18 protein-coding genes, 1 tRNA gene and 1 pseudogene are annotated in these 20,561 nt (G+C 60.8%); 15 read left to right on the plus strand and 5 right to left on the minus strand.

Annotated features, from left to right (window positions below; genetic code table 11):
* Nucleotides 1–271: 271 nt before the first annotated feature.
* Complete coding sequence (locus ACM62Q_RS02635; RefSeq protein ID WP_415033428.1) at nucleotides 272–694, minus strand: type II toxin-antitoxin system VapC family toxin; 423 nt, start codon at nucleotides 692–694, stop codon at nucleotides 272–274.
* Nucleotides 691–936 (minus strand): type II toxin-antitoxin system Phd/YefM family antitoxin, encoded by a 246-nt coding sequence (locus ACM62Q_RS02640; protein ID WP_415033429.1) that lies wholly within the window; start codon nucleotides 934–936, stop codon nucleotides 691–693. The genes ACM62Q_RS02635 and ACM62Q_RS02640 overlap by 4 nt, the downstream gene beginning before the upstream one ends.
* 470 nt (nucleotides 937–1,406) lie before the next feature.
* Between ACM62Q_RS02640 and ACM62Q_RS02645 the strand changes: the two are divergent.
* Nucleotides 1,407–1,664 (plus strand): annotated as a pseudogene (locus ACM62Q_RS02645) (DNA polymerase V subunit UmuC); the annotation flags it as partial.
* 242 nt (nucleotides 1,665–1,906) lie between these two features.
* On the opposite strand, the gene ACM62Q_RS02650 reads toward ACM62Q_RS02645, so the two are convergent.
* Nucleotides 1,907–1,982: transfer RNA gene (locus ACM62Q_RS02650), tRNA-Thr, on the minus strand.
* 118 nt (nucleotides 1,983–2,100) lie between these two features.
* Between ACM62Q_RS02650 and murJ the strand changes: the two genes are divergently transcribed.
* The 8 genes from murJ (at nucleotide 2,101) to holA (ending at nucleotide 12,736) form a co-directional block, all read left to right on the plus strand.
* A complete protein-coding gene (murJ, locus tag ACM62Q_RS02655; RefSeq protein ID WP_415033430.1) occupies nucleotides 2,101–3,651 on the plus strand; it encodes a murein biosynthesis integral membrane protein MurJ in 1,551 nt (516 codons plus the stop codon).
* A gap of 31 nt (nucleotides 3,652–3,682) precedes the next feature.
* Nucleotides 3,683–4,324: a YbhB/YbcL family Raf kinase inhibitor-like protein gene (locus ACM62Q_RS02660; protein ID WP_415033431.1), complete on the plus strand. Its 642-nt coding sequence runs from the start codon at nucleotides 3,683–3,685 to the stop codon at nucleotides 4,322–4,324.
* An 11-nt stretch (nucleotides 4,325–4,335) separates the two neighbouring features.
* Entirely contained in the window at nucleotides 4,336–4,992 is a 657-nt protein-coding gene (locus ACM62Q_RS02665; RefSeq protein ID WP_415033432.1) for a transglutaminase-like cysteine peptidase, read from the plus strand.
* 10 nt (nucleotides 4,993–5,002) lie between these two features.
* The gene (locus ACM62Q_RS02670; RefSeq protein WP_415033433.1) at nucleotides 5,003–6,916 is read left to right on the plus strand and encodes an EAL domain-containing protein; all 1,914 of its coding nucleotides are present in this window, start codon (nucleotides 5,003–5,005) and stop codon (nucleotides 6,914–6,916) included.
* A gap of 15 nt (nucleotides 6,917–6,931) precedes the next feature.
* Nucleotides 6,932–8,407 (plus strand): CHAD domain-containing protein, encoded by a 1,476-nt coding sequence (locus ACM62Q_RS02675; protein ID WP_415033434.1) that lies wholly within the window; start codon nucleotides 6,932–6,934, stop codon nucleotides 8,405–8,407.
* Nucleotides 8,408–8,584: 177 nt separating this feature from the next.
* Nucleotides 8,585–11,194, plus strand: coding sequence for a leucine--tRNA ligase (gene leuS, locus ACM62Q_RS02680; protein WP_415033459.1), 2,610 nt, complete (start codon nucleotides 8,585–8,587; stop codon nucleotides 11,192–11,194).
* Nucleotides 11,195–11,204: 10 nt separating this feature from the next.
* Complete coding sequence (gene lptE, locus ACM62Q_RS02685) at nucleotides 11,205–11,717, plus strand: LPS assembly lipoprotein LptE (RefSeq protein WP_415033435.1); 513 nt, start codon at nucleotides 11,205–11,207, stop codon at nucleotides 11,715–11,717.
* The gene (gene holA, locus ACM62Q_RS02690) at nucleotides 11,717–12,736 is read left to right on the plus strand and encodes a DNA polymerase III subunit delta (protein ID WP_415033436.1); all 1,020 of its coding nucleotides are present in this window, start codon (nucleotides 11,717–11,719) and stop codon (nucleotides 12,734–12,736) included. Before lptE ends, holA begins: the two co-directional genes overlap by 1 nt.
* Nucleotides 12,737–12,762: 26 nt before the next feature.
* Here the strand turns inward: holA and ACM62Q_RS02695 are convergent, their stop codons facing one another.
* Nucleotides 12,763–13,011, minus strand: a complete 249-nt coding sequence (locus tag ACM62Q_RS02695; RefSeq protein ID WP_415033437.1) for a hypothetical protein — start codon at nucleotides 13,009–13,011, stop codon at nucleotides 12,763–12,765.
* Between the two features lie 111 nt (nucleotides 13,012–13,122).
* On the opposite strand from ACM62Q_RS02695, the gene ACM62Q_RS02700 reads away from it, so the two are divergent.
* Genes ACM62Q_RS02700 through xerD form a run of 5 tightly spaced genes read left to right on the plus strand, consistent with a single transcriptional unit; the run spans nucleotide 13,123 to nucleotide 17,447 of the window.
* The gene (locus ACM62Q_RS02700; protein WP_415033438.1) at nucleotides 13,123–14,379 is read left to right on the plus strand and encodes a glutamate-5-semialdehyde dehydrogenase; all 1,257 of its coding nucleotides are present in this window, start codon (nucleotides 13,123–13,125) and stop codon (nucleotides 14,377–14,379) included.
* A 20-nt stretch (nucleotides 14,380–14,399) separates the two neighbouring features.
* Complete coding sequence (locus ACM62Q_RS02705) at nucleotides 14,400–14,861, plus strand: bacteriohemerythrin (RefSeq protein WP_415033439.1); 462 nt, start codon at nucleotides 14,400–14,402, stop codon at nucleotides 14,859–14,861.
* Nucleotides 14,862–14,904: 43 nt separating this feature from the next.
* Nucleotides 14,905–16,071, plus strand: a complete 1,167-nt coding sequence (locus tag ACM62Q_RS02710; protein ID WP_415033440.1) for an acyl-CoA dehydrogenase — start codon at nucleotides 14,905–14,907, stop codon at nucleotides 16,069–16,071.
* Between the two features lie 10 nt (nucleotides 16,072–16,081).
* Complete coding sequence (locus ACM62Q_RS02715) at nucleotides 16,082–16,561, plus strand: methylated-DNA--[protein]-cysteine S-methyltransferase (protein ID WP_415033441.1); 480 nt, start codon at nucleotides 16,082–16,084, stop codon at nucleotides 16,559–16,561.
* Nucleotides 16,536–17,447 (plus strand): site-specific tyrosine recombinase XerD, encoded by a 912-nt coding sequence (gene xerD / locus ACM62Q_RS02720; RefSeq protein WP_415033442.1) that lies wholly within the window; start codon nucleotides 16,536–16,538, stop codon nucleotides 17,445–17,447. The genes ACM62Q_RS02715 and xerD overlap by 26 nt, the downstream gene beginning before the upstream one ends.
* 5 nt (nucleotides 17,448–17,452) lie before the next feature.
* Here the strand turns inward: xerD and ACM62Q_RS02725 are convergent, their stop codons facing one another.
* Nucleotides 17,453–18,769 carry a sigma-54 interaction domain-containing protein gene (locus ACM62Q_RS02725; protein WP_415033443.1) on the minus strand — a complete coding sequence of 439 codons (1,317 nt, stop codon included), beginning with the start codon at nucleotides 18,767–18,769 and terminating at the stop codon, nucleotides 17,453–17,455.
* Nucleotides 18,770–19,087: 318 nt separating this feature from the next.
* On the opposite strand from ACM62Q_RS02725, the gene ccoG reads away from it, so the two are divergent.
* Nucleotides 19,088–20,488: a cytochrome c oxidase accessory protein CcoG gene (gene ccoG / locus ACM62Q_RS02730; protein WP_415033444.1), complete on the plus strand. Its 1,401-nt coding sequence runs from the start codon at nucleotides 19,088–19,090 to the stop codon at nucleotides 20,486–20,488.
* The last annotated feature ends 73 nt before the right edge of the window (nucleotides 20,489–20,561 follow it).

The following is a 20,561-nucleotide window of genomic DNA, read 5'->3' on the forward strand; positions in this document are numbered from 1 at the left end:
GACGGCTTCGGCGCTCATGCCGGCCGCCACCCGTACCAAGACGGAGTCGGCGCGCGGAAAGCCTAAAAACAAAAAGGGCAGCCGCCGGGCTGCCATTTTTCACATCTTTTCAGGTCAAGTGGCGCCGGAGATAGGAGTCGAACTTTGCCTATTTACAATAACTGATCAAGATGGGCTTTGGTTAGCCTGCCTTCATCAGCTGCATATTCGGGTCGGTCCTTGCATGTCAGATGATGCATCTGCATCTCCACAGTACTTTTGCTCAACGGGATCACTGGTCTTGCCAAGGGTTAAGTACATCGATATCAGCATGCGCGAAATCGCGAACATTGCGAGTCACCAGTTTGCAGTCGCACGCACGTGCCGTGGCCGCGATGATCGAATCGAAGGCGGCCAGTGATTTGCCTTGTTCCTCGGCCTGCACGGTCATTTGTGCCCAGACTTCCGACGCCTTTTGATCAAACGCCAAGATTCGGTCTTCGAAACCTGCTTCCAACTGCTCCAGCCAAAGGGTTAATTCCGACCGGCGCTTGGATTTGGGCAGTCTGGCAACACCCCGTTGCAATTCACCCCAGGTCATTGCGCTGATACACAGTTCATGAGGTTTACGCGCCTCGAACCACTGGATTACGTTGGCGTCTGGCGTGCTTTTGATCATCTCCGAAAGCACGCAGGTATCCAGCAAATACCTCATAGAACGAGATTCCGAATGGACTCTCTGGAACGCTCAAGTACCAGCGGTTCGCCGCGCGGCGCATTGAGCAGGGAATCCATCAAGTTCGCGGTTTGGCCGCTCAAACGACGGTAATCGTTGGCCGCCAAGATGACCACAGCCTCTTCACCCCGTCGGGTGACGAGTTGTGGCCCTTCCTTCAGCGTGAGGTCCACGACCTCGCTGAACCGGCTCTTCGCTTCTTGTAGTTGCCATGTATGCATGATTGCCTCCGTATCTAGTCAGACTAGTCAGTAGTATCCGGCGTCTGAATTGAATTGTCAATGGGCGGGGTATCCACCTCATGGGGCAACAGATGCGTCACCGCATCAAGCAATGGACGGGCTTGCCTGTGTGCGTTGGTGTCGGGCCGACCAAGACGCTGGCGAAGTTCGCCAACCACCTGGCCAAGAAGAACGATGTTTTCAACGGCGTGTGCGACCTCCATGCGATGACGCGGCCGGAACGTCTGGAGTGGATGTGGGGTGTCGAGGTTGGCGAGGTATGGGGCGCTGGGTCCCGTATCAGAAAACGCCTGGCTGACATGGGCATCGATACCGTGCTTGACTTGCGCAATGCCTCGCCCAAGCGAATGCGTGCTCAGTTCGGGGTGGTCATGGAGCGCACCTGCAACGAACTGCGCGGGATTTCCTGCCTGGAGTTGGAGGATGTCATGCCACCCAAGCAGCAGATCATGTCGTCGCGCAGCTTTGGGACGACTGTCGAAACCTTCGAAGAGTTGCGCGAGTCGGTGGCCAGTTACCTGGCCAGTGCCGCAGAAAAATTGCAGCGACAGAACTCCGTGGCGGGTGCCGTCTATGTCTTCGTACTGACCAACCGATTCAAAGAGGACGAGCCGCAGTACAACGCCGGGATCACGGTGCCAATGGGCGATGCTACGGACGACACACTGGCGCTGACCTCTGCCGCATTGAGGGGGTTGGCGGCGATTTTCAGACCAGGGTTTCGCTACAAGAAGGCCGGGGTGATGCTGGCCCTGCTTTCCGATCCCCCTTGGCAGACCAAATTTCGGGGGAAGCTCAAAATCGAAGCCATGCGTAATCCCGTGTGTAAAACGTGGGAAGAGCATGCTACACAATTTTGCTTTTTGGGAGAAATTCCAGAAAGCAGTTACAGGCAAGTACGTTGTTTTTACAGAATTTTTCCGCTCAGGGAAAAATCACAAAAAAATCGTGGTGCCGGAGATAGGAGTCGAACCTACGACCTTCGCATTACGAATGCGCTGCTCTACCAACTGAGCTACACCGGCACTTTGCAAAACCCATGCTCGGCGACTGTGGTCTGGCCGGGCAAGAAGCGTAGAATTATAGACTTTGTGTCTGGCTTGAGGCAAGTGGCCTTGAAATTTTAGGCCTATAAAAATCCCCATGAATCTATTACGTGTGCTGGCGACGGTCAGTGGCATGACTTTGCTTTCCCGCATTCTTGGCTTCGTTCGCGATTTTGTCATTGCGCGTGCCTTTGGTGCAGGTTTGGCGACGGATGCTTTTTTCGTCGCTTTCAAATTACCCAACCTCCTGCGCCGAATGTTTGCCGAAGGGGCGTTTTCGCAGGCTTTCGTGCCTATTTTGGGGGAATACAAAAATCAGCGCAGCGCCGAAGAGACGCGCACTTTAATCGACCATGTCAGCGGCCTTCTGGCGCTGGTGTTGTTTGTCATCACGGCGATTGGCGTGCTTGGCGCGCCTTTTTTGGTGTGGGTTTCCGCGCCGGGCTTTGAGGCCGATGCGAGCAAATTCGAACTCACCGTTCGCCTCACCCGCATCACTTTTCCCTATATTTTCTTCATGTCGCTGGTGGCCATGGCCGGCGGCGTGCTCAATACCTGGAGCCGTTTCGCGCTTCCCGCATTTACGCCGGTTTTGCTCAATCTTTCCTTTATCGGCATGGCCTTGTTTGCTGCGCCGTATTTTGATCCGCCGGTGCTGGCGCTGGCTTGGGCGGTGTTCATCGGCGGCGTGCTGCAACTCTTGATTCAGTTGCCGGCGCTGCGCAAACTCAAATTACTGCCTCGACCTAGCTTGAACTGGCGGGTCGCCTGGGCGAATCCCGGCGTGCGCCGCATTGCCACCTTGATGCTGCCGGCGCTCTTAGGGGTTTCGGTGTCGCAAATCAGCCTGCTGATCAACACAGTTTTTGCCTCATTTTTGCAAAGCGGCAGCGTCTCCTGGCTGTATTACGCGGATCGCCTGATGGAATTTCCCTCCGGTCTTTTGGGCGCGGCGCTGGGGACGATTTTGCTGCCGTCTTTATCGCGCGCCTTCGCCCGGGAAGATTTGCACGAATATTCCCGCCTGCTCGACTGGGGGCTACGCCTGACTTTTTTGCTCGCCGCACCGGCCGCGCTGGCGCTGGCGCTGCTCGCCGTACCCTTGATTGCCACCTTGTTTTTTCATGGCGCGTTCAGCGCCGAAGACGTGGAACAAACCCGCCTGGCGCTCATGGCCTACGCCGTCGGCCTGACCGGATTAATTTTGGTGAAAGTTCTGGCACCGGGTTTTTACGCACGGCAAAACATCAAAACGCCGGTAAAAATCGCCCTGGTTTCGCTCTGTGCCACGCAGTTGATGAACCTCGCCTTCATCGGCTGGATCGCCCACGCCGGGCTCGCACTATCGATCGGCCTGGCCGCTTGCCTGAACGCCGCCCTGCTCTATCGCGGCTTGCGCCGCAGCGGGATTTATCAGCCGCAAGCGGGCTGGCTGAAGTTTTATCTGCGCCTGATTCTCGCGCTCGCGCTCATGGGCGGCGCACTGTGGTGGGGCAGCGCTTCGACGGCACATTGGTTGAACGCCAGCCTGAATATGCGCATCCTGCATTTAAGCGCTCTGGTGGGCCTTGGCGGCGCGGTGTATTTCGCTACACTATGGCTTTGCGGCTTCCGCCTGCGCGATTTCCGCCGGCAAGCCGGCACCTGAGCAGCACACCATCCACAAGGAGACAATAACAATGCAATTAAGCAGCCCCCGCCTGACTGACGGCCAGACGATTGCCGCCGATTTTGCCTTTTGCCTGCCCGATCCAGTGCACCATGTCTGCCTGGGGCGCAACCGCAACCCCGCGCTGAGCTGGCAGGACATTCCCGCCGGCACCCGTTCGTTTGCCCTCATCTGCCATGATCCGGACGTACCCAGCGTCGGCGACGATGTCAATCAAGCCGGGCGCGTTGTCTCGGCAAACCTGCCGCGCGTGGACTTTTTCCACTGGGTGTTGATCGATCTGCCAGCCAGCCTGAACGCTATCGCAGAAGGCGAGTTCAGCAGCGAAGTCACCCCGCGCGGCAAAAACGGCCCGCAAGCGCCGCACGGCGCTCGCCAGGGTATCAACAACTACACCGACTGGTTTGCCGGCGACCACGACATGAAGGGCGATTACTACGGCTACGACGGCCCTTGCCCGCCGTGGAACGATGAGATCGTGCATCGCTACGTCTTCACCCTGTACGCGCTCGATGTCGAACGCCTGCCGCTGGAAGGGCGTTTTGGCGGAGCCGAGGTGCTTGCTGCACTCAAGGGGCACACTCTGGGGCAAGCCAGTTTGACCGGTGTCTATACACTCAACCCCGCCCTCAACCCCGCCTTGACCGGGTAAATCGCCTCGCCATGCTGCTCCGGCGGGTTCTTGCCATTTGCGTGCTGAGCGTCTGGCTGGGGCAGCATTTCGCGCTGGGGCTAGATTTTCAGCGCCTGCAAGCGCAATTACAAAGCCGCTTCAACGGTGCCGGCCAGGCGGTCTTTACAGATTGGCAGCAACTTTTAGGCAATGCCCGTGGTACGTCAGAAAATGAACGGCTGCGCCGGATCAATGATTTTTTCAATCAGCGCTTAGCCTTTGACGATGATTTTTCGGTTTGGGGGCAAAGCGATTACTGGGCGACACCGCTCGAAAGCATGGCGCAGACGCGCGGCGATTGCGAAGACTTCACCATCGCCAAATATTTTTCCCTGCTCGCCCTGGATGTGCCGGTCAGCAAGCTGCGCCTCGTCTATGTGCGCGCCAATCTGCGCGGCACCGATGGCATTCCGATCCAGCAGGCGCACATGGTGCTGGCCTACTACCCCAGCCCCAATGCCGACCCGCTCGTTCTCGACAATCTGAACAAACAGATTCTGCCCGCCTCGCAGCGCAGCGATCTTTCCCCCGTTTTCAGTTTCAACAGCGCCGGGATCTGGCGTGGCACCGGCAACCAAAGCAGCCAGAGCAACCTATCCCGTTGGCAAGATTTACTCAGCCGTGCGCGCAGCGAAGGTTTCCAGTGAGGTAATGCCCATGTCTTTATTTCGCCAACTCTGGCTGGCCATCATTGCCAGCACCTTGATCGCCTTTGTCGGCAGTTTCGTCGTCAGCATGGTCACCGCCCGACATTACCTGGAAGAACAGCTGGCGATCAAAAATAACGACAACGCCGCCTCGCTCGCGCTCTCCATGTCGCAAATGGAAAAAGATCCGGTGACGATCGAACTGCAAATCGCCGCCCTCTTTGATAGCGGCCAGTACGCGCAGATCAAGCTGAGCGACCCGGAGGGCAAAACCCTGGTCGAAAAAACCTCTCCACCGGCGCAAGCCGAGGTGCCCGGCTGGTTCGTCAGCCTTTTCCCGATCGACTCCCAAGCCGGCCAGGCGCAGGTTTCCACCGGCTGGACCCAGTTTGGCACCGTCGAACTCGTCAGCCACAGCCGTTTTGCCTACCGCGAATTGTGGCGCGGCGCCTGGCGTTTGCTCCTGTGGTTCAGCTTGGGCGGTGCACTCGCCGGTTTTCTCGGCATGCAGACTCTGCGCCGCATCAAGCGCCCGCTCGATGCCGTGGTCGGCCAAGCCCAGGCCATTAGCGAGCGGCGCTTCATTCGCATCAAAGAGCCGCCGACACCGGAGCTGAAAAGCCTGGCGCGCGCCATGAACGCCATGGTGACGCGCGTCAAGGCGATGTTCGAAGAAGAAGCCGGACGCCTGGAACAGGTGCGCCGCGAAGCCACGCTCGATCCGCTCACCGGCCTGGCCAACCGCGCCTATTTCATGAATCGCCTGGCGGTCGCCATCAATGACGAGGATGCCCCCGCCAGCGGCAGTTTGATCATGTTGCGCCTGGCCGATCTGGCCGGCATCAACCGCCGCGCCGGCCGGGAAACCGCCGACGAGGTGCTGCGCCGGGTCGGGGCCGCCCTGCGCGAAATCGTCGATAACACCCCTGGTGCTGAAGCCGCACGCTTGAACGGTGCCGATTTCAGCCTGCTCCTGCCCGGCCAGAACGATCCGCAGCCCAGTTGCCAGCAGCTCATCACGGCGCTGCACCATCTGGTCGCCGCCAATCTGCTCCCGCAAGACGCCGTCGGCCACCTGGGCAGCAGCCGCTATCGTCACAACGAACCGGTGCCGCAGCTTCTGGCGCGGGTCGATGCCGCGCTGGCCGCCGCCGAACTGCAAGGCCCGCTCGCCGCGCATCACCTGGCCGAGCAAAGCGTATGCAACGCCAACACCCAGGCGGATTGGCGCAGCATTTTGCAAAATGCGCTCAAAAACCAACGCTTGCGCCTGATCGAATTCCCGGTCACCGATCGTCACGGCCTTTTGCTCCACATCGAATGCCCCTTGCGCCTGCAGGCCGAGGAAAGCGGCGACTGGATCAACGCCGGCAGCTTCATGCCCGTCGCCTCGCGATTGGCGATGACCAGCGAACTCGATCTGGCGGCGGTCAAGCTGGCGCTGGCGCGTCTGGCGGGCGGCTTGCCGGCAGTCGCCGTGAATCTTTCCGGCGAATCCTTGATCGTTGCCGATTTCACACCGCGCCTGCTAAAAATGCTGCACGCGCAGCGCGAACTGGCCGCCAAGCTCTGGCTGGAGGTTGCCGAAAACGGCGTTTTCCAGCATTTCGACGCCTTCCTCGCCTTCTCCCAAGCACTGCGCCCGCTCAACTGTCGTCTTGGCATCGAGCATTTCGGGCGGCAATTCAGCCAAATCGGTCATTTGCACGACATTGGCCTGGATTACCTCAAGGTCGACGGCAGTTTCATCCGCAACATCGACCGCGACGCCGGCAATCAGGCCTTCCTCAAAGGACTGTGCGCCATTGCCCACAACATCGGCCTCGCCGTCATTGCCGAAGGAGTGAGCACGGCGGAAGAACTCGCCGCCTTGCCGGCACTGGGTTTCGATGGCGCAACCGGCCCGGCCGTACCGCGCCACTAAGCGATCGAGCAAACCATGGCCCAGGAAATCGAACTCAAACTGCGCTTTGCGCGCCGCGATCTACCACGCCTGCTGGCACACCCGCTGCTGAAGCGCGAAACGGCACGGATGCAGACGCTGCGCAACACCTACTACGACAGCGCCGAGCTGGCCCTGCACCAGCAACGCATCGCGGTGCGTCTGCGCGAAAAAAACGGCAGCCTCCTACTCACCGTCAAGTCGTCAGCTCCGGCCAGCGGCGGCCTCTCCGTGCGCCAGGAATGGGAAGACGCGGCGACGCCCGGCATCTTCGATTTCTCCCTGGTCGGCGACCCGGCCCTACGCCAGTTTCTCGAGCAACAGCGCGCCGCGCTGCGCCCCGTATTCAGCACCGATTTCCAGCGCCAGGTCTGGGTGCTGGCGCAAGGCGAGGCGCGCATCGAAGTGGCCATCGATCTGGGCTGGATCAGTGCCGGCAAACATGAAGGAAAAACGCGCAAAGAACGCATCTGCGAACTCGAACTCGAACTACTCAGCGGCGGCACGGAACAGCTATTTACCCTCTGCCACGCCCTGCAACGCCGGGTAACGCTGATTCCGGCGCTGCCGAGCAAGGCCGAGCGCGGCTATCGCCTCTTTCTCGGCACCCGCGCCGCGCCCGTCTGCGCCCCCGCGCCGACGCTGGCGGCGGCAGAAATGCCACTGGCCGCCGTGCGCCGCATCCTGCTCGCCGATCTTGAACATTTGCAGCACAACGAAGCCGGCCTGCTGGGCCGCAAAAACCCGGAATACGTCCACCAGGCCCGTCTGGCGCTGCGCCGCCTGCGCAGTTCACTGGCCTTTTTTGCGCCCCTGCTGCCCGCGGATTACACCGCCCACTTTGCACCTCGTTGGCAGCAACTGGCCCGCCAGCTGGGCGTGACACGCGACTGGGATGTCCTCCTGCACGACACCCTCGCCCCCATCCAGCACGCTTTTCCAGATGATCCGCATGTGCGCTCGCTGTGCAAACAGGCGCGCCTGCGGGCGGCAGACAGCCGCAAAACCGTCACCCGTCACGGCAACAGCAACGACTATGGCCGCCTGCTGATCGAATTCACCGCCGCCACCTACGCCCTCGCCCTACCCGATGACACCGAGCTGCACGCTTTCAGCCAGCAACGCTGGCAGGCATGGCATGCCGACACGCAAACCCTGGCCCGACATACCGCCCCCGGCAAAGCGCGGCAACTGCACCGCCTGCGCCGACGGCTAAAAGCCTTACACGGCACCGCCGAACTGCTACACGAACTCGCCCCCAAGCTGCTCACGCCGGAACGCAAACAGCTTCTGAAAACCCTGCTCAAAGTGCTGGGCGTGCACAATGATCTGGTCGTCGCCCGGCAACTGTTGCGCGAACTGAACGACGCCTCCGACGAACCTGGTCTCGCACAGGCCTGGATCGCCGGACAAAAGACACAGCTGCAACAGCAGATTCCGGCCCTGCTCGCCGACTGGCCGGAAAACGCATAGGCCCTATCCTCACCCTATCCTCAACCTATCCTCAACCTGCCGCCGCCCCTCGCAGAAGAAGAAAAACGGCGCGGCAGCGCTGCGCTTGACCTTGAAGCCGTCACCAGACGCCGCCTCACTGGCGGGCAACCGCTATAATCCGTGGTTTCTTTGACGCAGCTTTCAGCCCTCTCCATCATGCAGGAAAAATACACCCCGGCCGACATCGAGTGCGCCGCCCAAAAGCATTGGGAACAAACCGGCGCGGCCCGCGCCAGCGAAGACAGCGGCAAGCCGAAATACTATTGCCTGTCGATGTTCCCCTACCCCTCCGGCAAGCTGCACATGGGCCACGTGCGCAACTACACCATCGGCGACGTGCTATCGCGTTTTCACAAGATGCAGGGCTACAACGTCTTGCAGCCGATGGGCTGGGACGCTTTCGGCATGCCGGCGGAAAATGCCGCGCTAGCCAACAACGTGCCACCGGCGGGGTGGACCTATTCCAACATCGACTACATGAAAACCCAGCTGAAATCCCTGGGTTTTGCCATCGACTGGCAGCGCGAACTTGCCACCTGCACGCCAGAGTATTACCGCTGGGAGCAGTGGCTATTCACCCGCCTCTACGAAAAGGGGCTGATCTACAAGAAACTCGGCACGGTGAACTGGGACCCGATCGACCACACCGTGCTCGCCAACGAGCAGGTGATCGACGGGCGCGGCTGGCGCTCCGGCGCACTGATCGAAAAGCGCGAAATCCCCATGTATTACATGAAGATCACCGCCTACGCCGAAGAACTGCTGACCGAACTCGACAACCTCCCCGGCTGGCCGGAACAGGTGCGTCTGATGCAGAAAAACTGGATCGGCAAGAGCACCGGCGTGCGCTTCGCCTTTCCTCTCGTCGGTAATCCTGAAGAGAAGCTGTGGGTATTCACCACCCGCGCCGACACCCTCATGGGCGTTACCTTCGTCGCGGTGGCCGCCGAACACCCGCTCGCCGCCCGCGCCGCCGCCAGCAACCCGGCGCTCGCCGCCTTCATCGAAGAATGCAAGCAGGGCGGCGTCGCCGAGGCCGATCTGGCGACGATGGAAAAGAAAGGCATGCCGACCGGCATCTACGTCAGCCATCCGCTTTCCGGCGAGCAGGTCGAAGTCTGGGTCGGCAATTACGTGCTGATGAGCTACGGCGACGGTGCCGTCATGGCCGTACCGGCGCACGATGAGCGCGATTTTGCCTTTGCCAAGAAATACGCGCTGCCGATCAAACAAGTCATCGCCGCCGCAAGCGAAAACTTCAGCCTCGATGGCTGGCAAGAATGGTACGGCGATAAAACCAAGGGCGTTTGCATCAACTCCGGCAAATACGACGGCCTGGGCTACGAAGCCGCCGTCGAGGCGATTGCCGCCGATCTCGCCGCCAAAAACCTCGGCGAGAAGAAAACCCAGTTCCGCCTGCGCGACTGGGGCATCAGCCGCCAGCGTTACTGGGGTTGCCCGATTCCCATCATCCACTGCCCGAGCTGCGGCGATGTGCCGGTGCCGGACGAGCAACTGCCGGTGGTGCTGCCAGAGAACGTCGAAATCACCGGTGCCGGCTCGCCCTTGGCGAAAATGCCGGAATTCTACGCATGCACCTGCCCGCAATGCGGCGGCGCGGCGAAGCGTGAAACCGACACGATGGACACCTTCGTCGAATCGTCCTGGTATTTCCTGCGCTACTGCTGCCCGGACAACGTCACGGCTATGGTGGACGAGCGCGCCGCCTACTGGTGCCAGGGCGGTATCGACCAGTACATCGGCGGCATCGAGCACGCCATTTTGCATCTGCTCTATTCGCGCTTCTTCACCAAACTGATGCGCGACGTGGGCCTGATCGGCGACCTGAGCGAACCCTTCGCCAACCTGCTCACGCAGGGCATGGTCGTCGCGCCCACCTTCTACCGCGAGGAAGCCAGCGGCAAGAAGCAATGGATCAACCCGGCCGATGTCGATGTCGTGACCGACGACAAGGGCCGCCCGACGGGGGCGAGCCTGAAAGCCGACGGTCAGCCGGTGGTCATCGGCGGCATCGAAAAAATGTCGAAGTCGAAGAACAACGGCGTCGATCCGCAGTCCCTGATCGACCAGTACGGGGCCGACACGGCGCGCCTCTTCATCATGTTCGCCTCACCACCGGATCAATCGCTGGAATGGTCGGACGCCGGTGTCGAAGGTGCCTTCCGCTTCCTGCGCCGCCTGTGGAAACTGGTGCACGAGCACGTGCAGAGCGGCGTAGTCCGCGCCGCCCGCAACGGCGACGGTCTGAGCGCCAACCAGCTCGACCTGCGCCGCAAGCTGCATCAGACGCTGGGCAAGGTGGCCGACGATTACGGCCGGCGCAAGCAGTTCAACACCGCCATCGCCGCCGTCATGGAGCTCTTGAACGCCTACGACAAATGCGATTTGGCCGATGCTGCAGGCCGCGCGCTCGCCCAGGAAGTGCTGGAAAGCGCCGTGCTGGCGCTCTTTCCCATCGTGCCGCACATCGGGCAAGCGCTCTACGGCGCGCTCAAACCGGGCGCGGACGCAGTACAGGCGGCCTTCCCCAAGGCCGACCCGGCGGCGCTCAAGCAGGACGAAATCGAGCTGATGGTGCAGGTCAACGGCAAGCTGCGCGGCAGCATCCGCGTTGCCGCCCAGGCCGACAAGGCGAGCATCGAGGCGCTGGCCCTGCACAGCGAGGCGGCCAGCAAGTTCATGGAAGGCCAACCGGCGAAGAAGGTAATCGTGGTGCCGGGGCGTCTGGTCAACATCGTCGTCTGAGGAAACCGCCATGTCGCGCGCCCTGCTCGCCCTGTTTCTCGTTGCCGCGCTGAACGCCTGCGGTTTCCACCTGCGCGGCTCAGCGAGCAGCGATCTGCCCTATGCCTCGATGTACGTCGCCCTGCCGGAAACCGCCGAGGTGCGCGTCTGGCTGGAGCGTTACCTGAAGGGCAGCACCAACACTGCCGTCGCCACAGACGCCAAAAGCGCCAGCGTCACCTTCCAGCAACTGTCCGATGCGCGCGACAAGAGCATCCTCAGCATCGACGCCCAGGGCCGGGTCCGCGAATACCGCCTGCAAATGCGTTACCGCTTTCGCCTGGTCGATGCCCAGGGACGCGAAATCGTCGCGCCGCAAGAAGTTGCCATCAACCGCGACATGACGTACGACGACTCGCAAGTGCTGGCAAAAAACCTGGAAGAGAACCTCTTGTGGCGCGACATGACCAATGACATGGCCAACCAAATCATGCGCCGCCTGAACCGCATCAAGCCCAAAGACCCCGAAAACGAAGACGACTGATGCTGCTCAAAGGCGAACAGCTCGCAGCGCACCTGGAGCGCAGCCTGGCCCCGCTCTATCTGCTGTACGGCGATGAGCCGTTACTCGTGCTGGAGGCGGCGGATGCCATTCGCCAGAAGGCGCGCAGCGCCGGGTACAGCGAACGCGAAGTGCTCACCGTACTGCCGCATTTCGATTGGGGGCAGCTCCTTGCCGCCGCCGGCAATCTCTCCTTGTTTGGCGACAAAAAACTGATCGATCTGCGCATTCCCAGCGGCAAACCCGGCAAGGAAGGCAGCGCCGCCTTGCAGGAATGGTGCAAGCGCATGTCGCCCGACACTCTTTTGCTCATCAGCTTGCCGGAGCTGGATTGGCGCGAAGAAAAAGCCGTTTGGTTCACTGCCCTGCAAAGCGCCGGCGTCGCCTGCAAACTCAATGCGCCGCCCCTGGCTGAATTACCCAACTGGATCGCCGCGCGGCTACGCCGGCAACAACACAGCGCCGACCCCGAAGGCTTGAAATTCATCGCCGAGCGCGTCGAAGGCAACCTGCTCGCCGCACATCAGGAAATCCAGAAACTTGCTCTGCTTTATCCGGCGGGCAAACTTAGTCTCGCGCAGATCCGCGATGCCGTGCTCAACGTCGCCCGCTACGACGTCGACAGCCTGCGCGAAGCGCTTCTCGCCGGCGATGTCGGACGCCTCAGCCGCACCATCGAAGGCCTGCGCCAAGAGGGCGAAGCGCCGCCTCTCGTGCTCTGGGCGATGTGCGAAGAAATCCGCAGCCTGCTCACCCTGCGCCTGGGGCTGGATGCCGGACGCGCACTCGATGCGGTGTTAAAAGAAGCCAATCTCTGGGGTGCCCGCCAACTGGGCGCAAAACGTGCCGTACAGCGTCTCTCCCGGACCGATTTGGAAAGCGCTCTGCGCCAGGCGGGCGAAATCGACCGCATGATCAAGGGGCTGGTGCGCGGCGACCTCTGGGACGCCTTTCAGCGCCTTGGCTTCAGCCTCTGCTCCGTACGCCGCAATAAAACCTGAAAACAGCCGTCACCCCGGCCCGTCACTCAGGCATCCGGATCGAGTTTCTCCCACAGGCATTCGCCGGCCTGTTGCGCCGGCCGCAGCCCGGCACGCGCGGTTTCCTGCACCAGACACTCGCCTTCGCACTGGCAATCGACCACCACCAGCTGCATTTCTTCATCCACCTGACGCTCGCCGTCCCAGTAACTGCAGGTGGCGCACACTTTGACTTCCGTAGGCAGAATCAACTTATCCGCCGCCTCAGCCATTGTTTTTTCTGTTTTATTGCTCATGTCATCCTCGACAAAAACCCTTGTCCGCATGGGGGCTAAGAACCTGGTTTTTTCACGAAGTTCCCTACCAATGTCTGGCTATAATGCCCTTTTGCAAAATTGATGTGCATCATGAACATTCAGAATTACATGCGCGCCCTGGGACAACAGGCCCGCCACGCCTCCCGCCGGCTCGCCGCGGCCAGTACAGCAGAAAAAAATGCTGCCTTGCAACATCTGGCGGACGCCATTCGCCGCCAACGCGCCGCCCTCTTGGCCGCCAATGCCGAAGACTTGGCGGCGGCCCGCGCCAGCGGCCTGGAGCCCGCCCTGCTCGATCGCCTGGCGCTGACGGAAAAAGGGGTGGAGCAAATGGCGGAAGGTGTCGAACAGGTGGCTCGCCTGGCCGACCCCATCGGCGAAATCAGCGAGCTGAAATTCCGCCCTTCCGGCATTCAGGTCGGCAAAATGCGCGTGCCGCTCGGTGTCATCGGCATCATTTATGAAGCCCGCCCGAATGTAACGGCGGACGCCGCGGCGCTCTGCCTGAAATCCGGCAACGCGGCCATCCTGCGCGGCGGCTCGGAAGCCATCCACTGCAACCGCGCCATTGCCCGCCTGGTGCAGGAGGCGCTGGCCGCTGCCGGTCTGCCGGCGGAAGCGGTGCAAGTGGTGGATACCACAGATCGCGCTGCCGTCGGCGAGCTGATCACCATGCGCGAGTTCGTCGACGTCATCGTGCCGCGCGGCGGCAAGGGACTGATCGCCCGCCTGCTGGCCGAGGCGCGCGTGCCGATGATTCAGCATCTGGATGGCAACTGCCATGTTTATATCGACAGCGCTGCCGACCCGGCCAAGGCGCTGAAAATCTTGGAAAACGCCAAAACCCAGCGCTACGGCACCTGCAACACCGCCGAATCGCTACTCGTCGCCCGCTCGGCTGCTGCCGCGCAACTGCCGGCCCTGGCCGCCATGCTGACGGCCAAGGGTGTGGAAATTCGCGGCTGCACCGAGAGCTGCGCCCTGCTGGCAAACGCCATTCCGGCCACGGAAGAAGATTTCTTCACCGAATACCTGGCCCCCGTCATTTCCGTAAAAATCGTCACCGGACTGGACGAAGCCATCGCCCACATCAACCATTATTCCTCGCATCATTCAGAGACCATCGTCACCGAACACCACCCGAGCGCCATGCGTTTTCTGCGCGAAGTGGACTCCTCTTCGGTGATGATCAACGCCTCCACCCGTTTTGCCGACGGTTTCGAATACGGCCTGGGTGCTGAAATCGGCATTTCCACCGACAAAATCCACGCCCGTGGCCCGGTCGGTCTGGAGGGGCTGACCAGTCAAAAATGGATCGTCCTCGGTGACGGTCACGTCCGTAGCTGAACCAAACAAAGGAAAACAGCATGCCGATCACCTGGAGCGCCGACCTCGACACCGGGATTCCCATCATCGACCAGCAGCATCGCCGCATCGTCGATTTCATCAACAACCTGGAAGTCGCCAAAAACGCGAACGACAAGGATGGCGTCAAACAAATCGTCTACGACTGCGTCGACTACACCTTGTCACATTTTGCTTTTGAAGAAAGCCTGCAAGAAGAAGCCGGCTACGCCTACTGCAAACCGCACAAAAAAGTACATGAGCTTTTCGCGCGCAAGGTTTCGGAATATCAAGAACGCATGGATTTAGGCGACGACGTTGCCGAAGAACTGCACGCAACCCTCGCCCGCTGGTTGGTCAACCATATCAAACGCGACGATGCCGATTATGTGCAAACCGTGCGCGCCAGCATGATGCCCGCCACCCACACGCCACCGCCAGAAAAACAGAAAACCAGCTGGTTCCGCCGCCTTTTCGGCAGTTGATGCCAGCCGCCAGGCTAGATACCGAAAACGATGAGGAGACAGCATGAGCCACTTTGACTGGGCCGACCCCTTTCAGATCGAACGCCAACTGAGCGCCGAAGAACGCCAGGTGCGCAACGCCGCGCGCGACTTCGCGCAAAAGGAACTCGCCCCGCGCACCCGCGACGCCTTCCGCCAGGAAACGACCGATCCGGCAATTTATCGCGCCATGGGTGAAATGGGACTGCTCGGCGCCACCTTGCCGCCGCAATACGGCGGCGCGGGCTTGAATTATGTGTCGTACGGACTCATCGCACGCGAAGTCGAATACGTCGATTCCGCCTGGCGCACCCTGCTTTCCGTGCAATCTTCACTGACCATGGTGCCGATTTTCAGCTTTGGCACCGAGGCGCAAAAAGAAAAATATCTGAAAAAACTCGGCAAAGGCGAGTGGATCGGCTGTTTTGGGCTGACCGAACCGGATTCCGGCTCCGACCCCGGCAGCGCCAGCAGCCGGGCGCGTTCTGTGGCGGGCGGCTGGAAGCTCTCCGGCGTCAAACGCTGGATCAGCAACGCACCGATTGCCGACGTCTTCATCGTCTGGGCCAAAGACGATGAAAACATTTTGCGCGGTTTCATTCTCGACAAAGGCATGCCCGGTTTATCCACTCCCCGCATCGACGGCAAGGTGGGCCTGCGCGCCTCCATCAGCGGCGACATCGTCATGGAAGAGGTGTTCGTACCCACGGAAAACCACCTCGAAGTCGCCGGTCTGAAAGGCCCCTTCACCTGCCTCAACTCCGCCCGCTACGGCATCGCCTGGGGTGCCACCGGCGCAGCGGAGGCCTGCTGGCACACCGCCCGCCAATACACCCTGGAACGTCAACAGTTCGACCGCCCGCTGGCGGCCAATCAGTTGATCCAGAAAAAACTTGCCGACATGCAAACCGAAATTGCCCTCAATCTGCAAGGCGCACTGCGTCTGGGGCGCATGTTCGATGACGGCAGCGCCAGCCCCGAACTGATTTCGCTGATGAAGCGCAATGCCTGCGGCAAAGCGCTCGACATCGCCCGCACGGCGCGCGACATGCTCGGCGGCAACGGCATCTGCGACGATTACGGCGTCATTCGCCACCTCGTCAACCTGGAAGTCGTCAACACTTATGAAGGCACGCACGACGTGCACGCACTCATCCTCGGGCGCGCGCAAACCGGCCTCTCGGCCTTCTAACCCGGCTCTCATGCATAAAATTTACGATGCCATCGTCGCTGCCCCCGGTTTTTGCCTGGGCGTGCAGGTGGGCGAAATAGAGGTCACGGGCATCGATTTCATCGAACCCTGCCCGCCGCAAGCGCCGGCCAATCCGGTCGCCGCCGAAGTCGTGCGCCAATTAACGGCCTACCTGAACGATCCGCAGCAGGTTTTCACCCTGCCATTGCAAACCGCCGGCACGCCGTTTCAACGCCGCGTCTGGGCGCAAATCTCAGCCATTCCCTGTGGTCGCCTGGAAACCTACGGACAGCTCGCCAAAAATCTGCACAACGCCCCGCGCGCCGTCGGCCAGGCCTGCGGTGCCAACCCCTATCCGCTCGTGATTCCCTGCCACCGCGTCGTCGCCAGCGGCGGCGGATTGGGCGGTTTTGCCAACGCCCGTGGCGGCTTTCTGCTCTCCATCAAACGCTGGCTGCTTGCCCATGAAGGCCACCCTGCGCCCCGCTGACCAGGACGAGATCGACCGTTTCTGCGATGCGCTATGGCTGGAAGAGGGTTTGGCCAAGGCCACACTGGAAAGCTACCGCTCCGACCTCGCCCGCCTGGCCGCCTGGCTGGCGTCGGCCAAACTGGAGCCTCTGCTTGACGCCCGCGCGGAAAATCTCGCCCGTTTTTTAGGCGAACTCTCACGCCTCACCCGCCCCAGCTCGCAAGCCCGCTATCTCGCCAGCCTGCGCCGCTTTTACCGCTGGCAAATAGCGCGCGGGCGACTCTTCGTCGACCCCAGCCTGAAACTCGTCAACCCCACTCCCGCCGGACGCTTACCAAAAACCTTGGCTGAGGCACAGGTTGATGCCTTGCTGCGCGCGCCCAATCTGCACAGCGCACTCGGACTACGCGACCGCGCCATGCTGGAAACCCTCTACGCCACGGGGCTGCGCGTCTCCGAACTGGTCAGTCTGCAACTTTTTTCCCTCAGCCTCACCGACGGCGTCCTGCGCGCCCTGGGCAAAGGCAGCAAGGAGCGCCTGGTGCCGCTGGGTGAACAAGCCATCGATTGGCTCCAGCGTTATCTGCAAGAAGCCCGCCCGGCGATTCTCGGGGCGCGCCAGAGCGATGATCTGTTCGTGACCCGGCGCGGTGCGGCCATGACCCGCCATGCCTTCTGGCATCTGATCAAACGCTATGCGCAAGAGGCCGGCATCGCCCCCGAAAAGCTTTCGCCGCACGTCTTGCGCCACGCCTTTGCCACCCACCTGCTCAACCACGGGGCCGATCTGCGCGTCGTGCAGCTGTTACTGGGGCACGCCGACATTTCGACCACGCAAATCTACACCCACGTCGCCCGCGAACGCCTGAAAACCCTGCACGCCCAGCACCATCCGCGCGGTTAAAGTTTTCAGCCGATTTTTTCCAGCTTGCGATACAAGGTGCGCGTACTCACCCCCAGCTGGCGCGCCAAGGCATCCATATCTCCCGCGTGCTGGCGGCGCGCCCAATCGAGATAACGATTTTCCACATCGTCCAACGGCGCGATTTCTTCCACAACAAATCCCTGCCCGGGCAAACAAGGCGCAGCCGCCGGCAAGGTATCGGCCATGGCGGTGAGATGCTCGAGCTCGATCGTATCGCCGTCGGCCAGCAAGGAAGCGCGCTCGATCAAATTGCGCAATTCACGGATATTGCCGCGAAAACGCTGCTGACTAAGCCAGTTCAAACCCGCCGTACTGAATTTTCGCTTCGTTTTGCGATCGACCCGTTCGAGCAGGGAAACCGCCAACAAGGCGATATCAAGGCTGCGTTCGTGCAGCGCCGGGGTGTGAATGGGAAAGGTATTGATGCGAAAATACAGGTCACGGCGAAAGCTCTCCGCCTCCACCATCGCCGCCAAATCACGGTGCGTCGCGCTGATCAAGCGAAAATCGACCGGCAGCCAATCCACCCCGCCCACCCGCCGGTAAGTCCCCGTTTCCAGCAAGCGCAAAAGTTTCACCTGCAAATTCAGCGGCAATTCACCGATTTCATCAAGAAACAAAGTACCACCGGAGGCCGCCTCGACCAGCCCCTGTTTGCGGTGGTTGGCCCCGGTAAACGCCCCTTTTTCATAGCCGAACAATTCCGATTCGAACAAGCTTTCTGTCATCCCCGCGCAGTCCACGGCCACAAATGGGCCGTCGGCACGGGCACTGGCTTCATGAATCGCCGTCGCCACCAATTCTTTGCCGGTGCCGGTTTCACCCAGCAGCAAAACTGCCGCATCGGCGGGGGCCACGCGCATCATTTTGTCCAACATCGCAACGAACGCCGGCGAACGTCCGACCAAACCACGCGCCGCCGCCTGGCTGCTCGCCTGGCGCACGGTACGCATGGTTTCGACGAAATAGGCGATTGCCCCGTTTTCATCGCGCACCGGCGAAGTTTCAACGATCACATGCTCTTCACCGGCCGGCGTGTGGTGTAAATGCAGAACCCGCTGCGGCGAGCCTGCCTCCAGACTCATCTTCAGCGGGCAAGACTCTCCCGCCAGATCGCACGGCACCTTGAAGCGGTGCGACACTTCATAACAGGTGCGCCCACTGATTTGCCGGCCGCCGCCATATTCGCGCACATACGCGGCATTGGCGGCAATGATGCGGTAATCGGCACTCATCACGATACGCGGCTCAGGCAGGCCGTCGAGAAAAGAAATCAACTCCGCGAGAAAATGTGATGTCAAAGTTGTCACCCCAGACAAATAAACCAGCCAATTCTGTCACACAAGCTGAGACAAGCCTACAAGCCACCAACAAACAAAACACAAGCGTCTGTTTACATTGGTTTATTTTGCAAAATAAAAACTGGCACGCTAATTGTTTATAGCTAGGCGGAACCCGGGAAACCCTCCCGCAGTGTAATGAATTTCCCCTGATTCTTTAGGCTGATGGGGCCAGACGGCGCGGTGCATTTCCCCTTTAGTTCGCCCCGCAGGCTTGCTTTGTGCAACGCGTCGTTTGGCTCCGTCCCGGGTTCCTTTTCTACTTTCAACGGACCCGCAATGAGCGCAGAACATACTCCGCCAGGAAAACCCGCCGAAGTTTCTTTTTACGAGAAACGCCGCAAAATCCACGCCAAACGTGTGCGCGGTTTTTTCGACAACTGGCGCATCCTGCTGGTCATCCTCACCCAGCTGATTTTTTACGGCACCCCATGGCTGATGTGGAATGATCGCCAGGCGATTCTCTTTCACCTGGTCGAGCGCAAGTTCTACATCTTCGGCCTGGTGTTCTGGCCGCAGGACGTGATCTACCTCGCCATCCTGCTCATCATTTCCGCCTACGCCCTCTTTCTCGTCACCGCCGTGGCGGGCCGCTTGTTCTGCGGCTACGCCTGCCCGCAAACGGTGTACACGCAGCTTTTCATGTGGATCGAGAACTGGCTCGAAGGCGACCGCAATGCCCGCTTAAAGCTCGAAAAAGCACCGATGAGCGGCCGCAAATTCCGCCTGCGCGCCAGCAAATACCTGCTCTGGGGCCTGCTCGCCTTATGGACGGGCTTCACCCTGGTCGGCTATTTCACCCCCATGCACGAGCTGGTGAATAACGTCCTCACCAACACGCTCGGCCCCTGGGAAACGCTGTGGATCTTCCTCTACGGCGGCTTCACCTTCCTTTTCGCCGGCTTCATGCGCGAACAGGTGTGCAAGTACATGTGTCCTTACGCCCGCTTCCAGAGCGTGATGTTCGACCCCGATACGCTGATCATCACCTACGACCCGGAACGCGGCGAACCGCGCGGCATCCGCAAAAAAGCTGCCGACACCAGCCAACTCGGCGATTGCGTGGCCTGCGACCAATGCGTCATCGTCTGCCCCACCGGCATCGACATCCGCGACGGCCTGCAATACGAATGTATCGGCTGCGCTGCCTGTATCGACGTCTGCGATCAAGTGATGGACAAAGTCGGCCTGCCGCGCGGCCTGATCCGTTACTCCACCGAAAACGCGATGCAGAACAAGCTCGACCACAAGAGCGCGCTCTCCCACATCATCCGCCCGCGCATCCTGGTGTACACGGCGATTCTCATCTTGATCACCCTGGTGTCCGGCTGGTTCCTCATGCACCGCATTCCGCTCAAGGTGGACGTCATCCGCGACCGCTCCGTACTGACCCGCGAGGCCGACGACGGCAGCATCGAAAACATCTACATGCTGCAGATCATGAACACCACCGAAGAAGCGCAACGCTACAAAATCAGCGTAGACGGCCTGGAAGGCGCGCACATCACCGGCGACAGCGCGGTGGATGCCAAAGCCGCCGGCCTGACTTCCTTCAACATCGTCGTCGCCGTGCCGCCGGAAGCCGGCAAGCGCGGCTCCAACCCGATCCACTTCACCATCAGCGCTGAGTCGAATCCGGACATCACGCTGCGGGAGAAAGCCTCTTTCCTCCTGCCCTGACGCCAAACAGGGCAGACTCCGCTTGGGCGGGCGCTGGTCGCCCGCCTTTTTTTTCGACTTTTTCCTGCGCTGC

Origin of the sequence: Azonexus sp. (assembly GCF_047638095.1) — a bacterium.
Taxonomy (GTDB): Bacteria; Pseudomonadota; Gammaproteobacteria; order Burkholderiales; family Rhodocyclaceae; genus Azonexus.

What these genes read in the sequence shown, in the direction of transcription:
- ACM62Q_RS02635 (WP_415033428.1), bottom strand. Translation starts at nt 694, where the DNA reads ATGAGGTATTTGCTGGATACCTGCGTGCTTTCGGAGATGATCAAAAGC.
- ACM62Q_RS02640 (WP_415033429.1), bottom strand. Translation starts at nt 936, where the DNA reads ATGCATACATGGCAACTACAAGAAGCGAAGAGCCGGTTCAGCGAGGTC.
- murJ (WP_415033430.1), top strand. Translation starts at nt 2,101, where the DNA reads ATGAATCTATTACGTGTGCTGGCGACGGTCAGTGGCATGACTTTGCTT.
- ACM62Q_RS02660 (WP_415033431.1), top strand. Translation starts at nt 3,683, where the DNA reads ATGCAATTAAGCAGCCCCCGCCTGACTGACGGCCAGACGATTGCCGCC.
- ACM62Q_RS02665 (WP_415033432.1), top strand. Translation starts at nt 4,336, where the DNA reads ATGCTGCTCCGGCGGGTTCTTGCCATTTGCGTGCTGAGCGTCTGGCTG.
- ACM62Q_RS02670 (WP_415033433.1), top strand. Translation starts at nt 5,003, where the DNA reads ATGTCTTTATTTCGCCAACTCTGGCTGGCCATCATTGCCAGCACCTTG.
- ACM62Q_RS02675 (WP_415033434.1), top strand. Translation starts at nt 6,932, where the DNA reads ATGGCCCAGGAAATCGAACTCAAACTGCGCTTTGCGCGCCGCGATCTA.
- leuS (WP_415033459.1), top strand. Translation starts at nt 8,585, where the DNA reads ATGCAGGAAAAATACACCCCGGCCGACATCGAGTGCGCCGCCCAAAAG.
- lptE (WP_415033435.1), top strand. Translation starts at nt 11,205, where the DNA reads ATGTCGCGCGCCCTGCTCGCCCTGTTTCTCGTTGCCGCGCTGAACGCC.
- holA (WP_415033436.1), top strand. Translation starts at nt 11,717, where the DNA reads ATGCTGCTCAAAGGCGAACAGCTCGCAGCGCACCTGGAGCGCAGCCTG.
- ACM62Q_RS02695 (WP_415033437.1), bottom strand. Translation starts at nt 13,011, where the DNA reads ATGAGCAATAAAACAGAAAAAACAATGGCTGAGGCGGCGGATAAGTTG.
- ACM62Q_RS02700 (WP_415033438.1), top strand. Translation starts at nt 13,123, where the DNA reads ATGAACATTCAGAATTACATGCGCGCCCTGGGACAACAGGCCCGCCAC.
- ACM62Q_RS02705 (WP_415033439.1), top strand. Translation starts at nt 14,400, where the DNA reads ATGCCGATCACCTGGAGCGCCGACCTCGACACCGGGATTCCCATCATC.
- ACM62Q_RS02710 (WP_415033440.1), top strand. Translation starts at nt 14,905, where the DNA reads ATGAGCCACTTTGACTGGGCCGACCCCTTTCAGATCGAACGCCAACTG.
- ACM62Q_RS02715 (WP_415033441.1), top strand. Translation starts at nt 16,082, where the DNA reads ATGCATAAAATTTACGATGCCATCGTCGCTGCCCCCGGTTTTTGCCTG.
- xerD (WP_415033442.1), top strand. Translation starts at nt 16,536, where the DNA reads ATGAAGGCCACCCTGCGCCCCGCTGACCAGGACGAGATCGACCGTTTC.
- ccoG (WP_415033444.1), top strand. Translation starts at nt 19,088, where the DNA reads ATGAGCGCAGAACATACTCCGCCAGGAAAACCCGCCGAAGTTTCTTTT.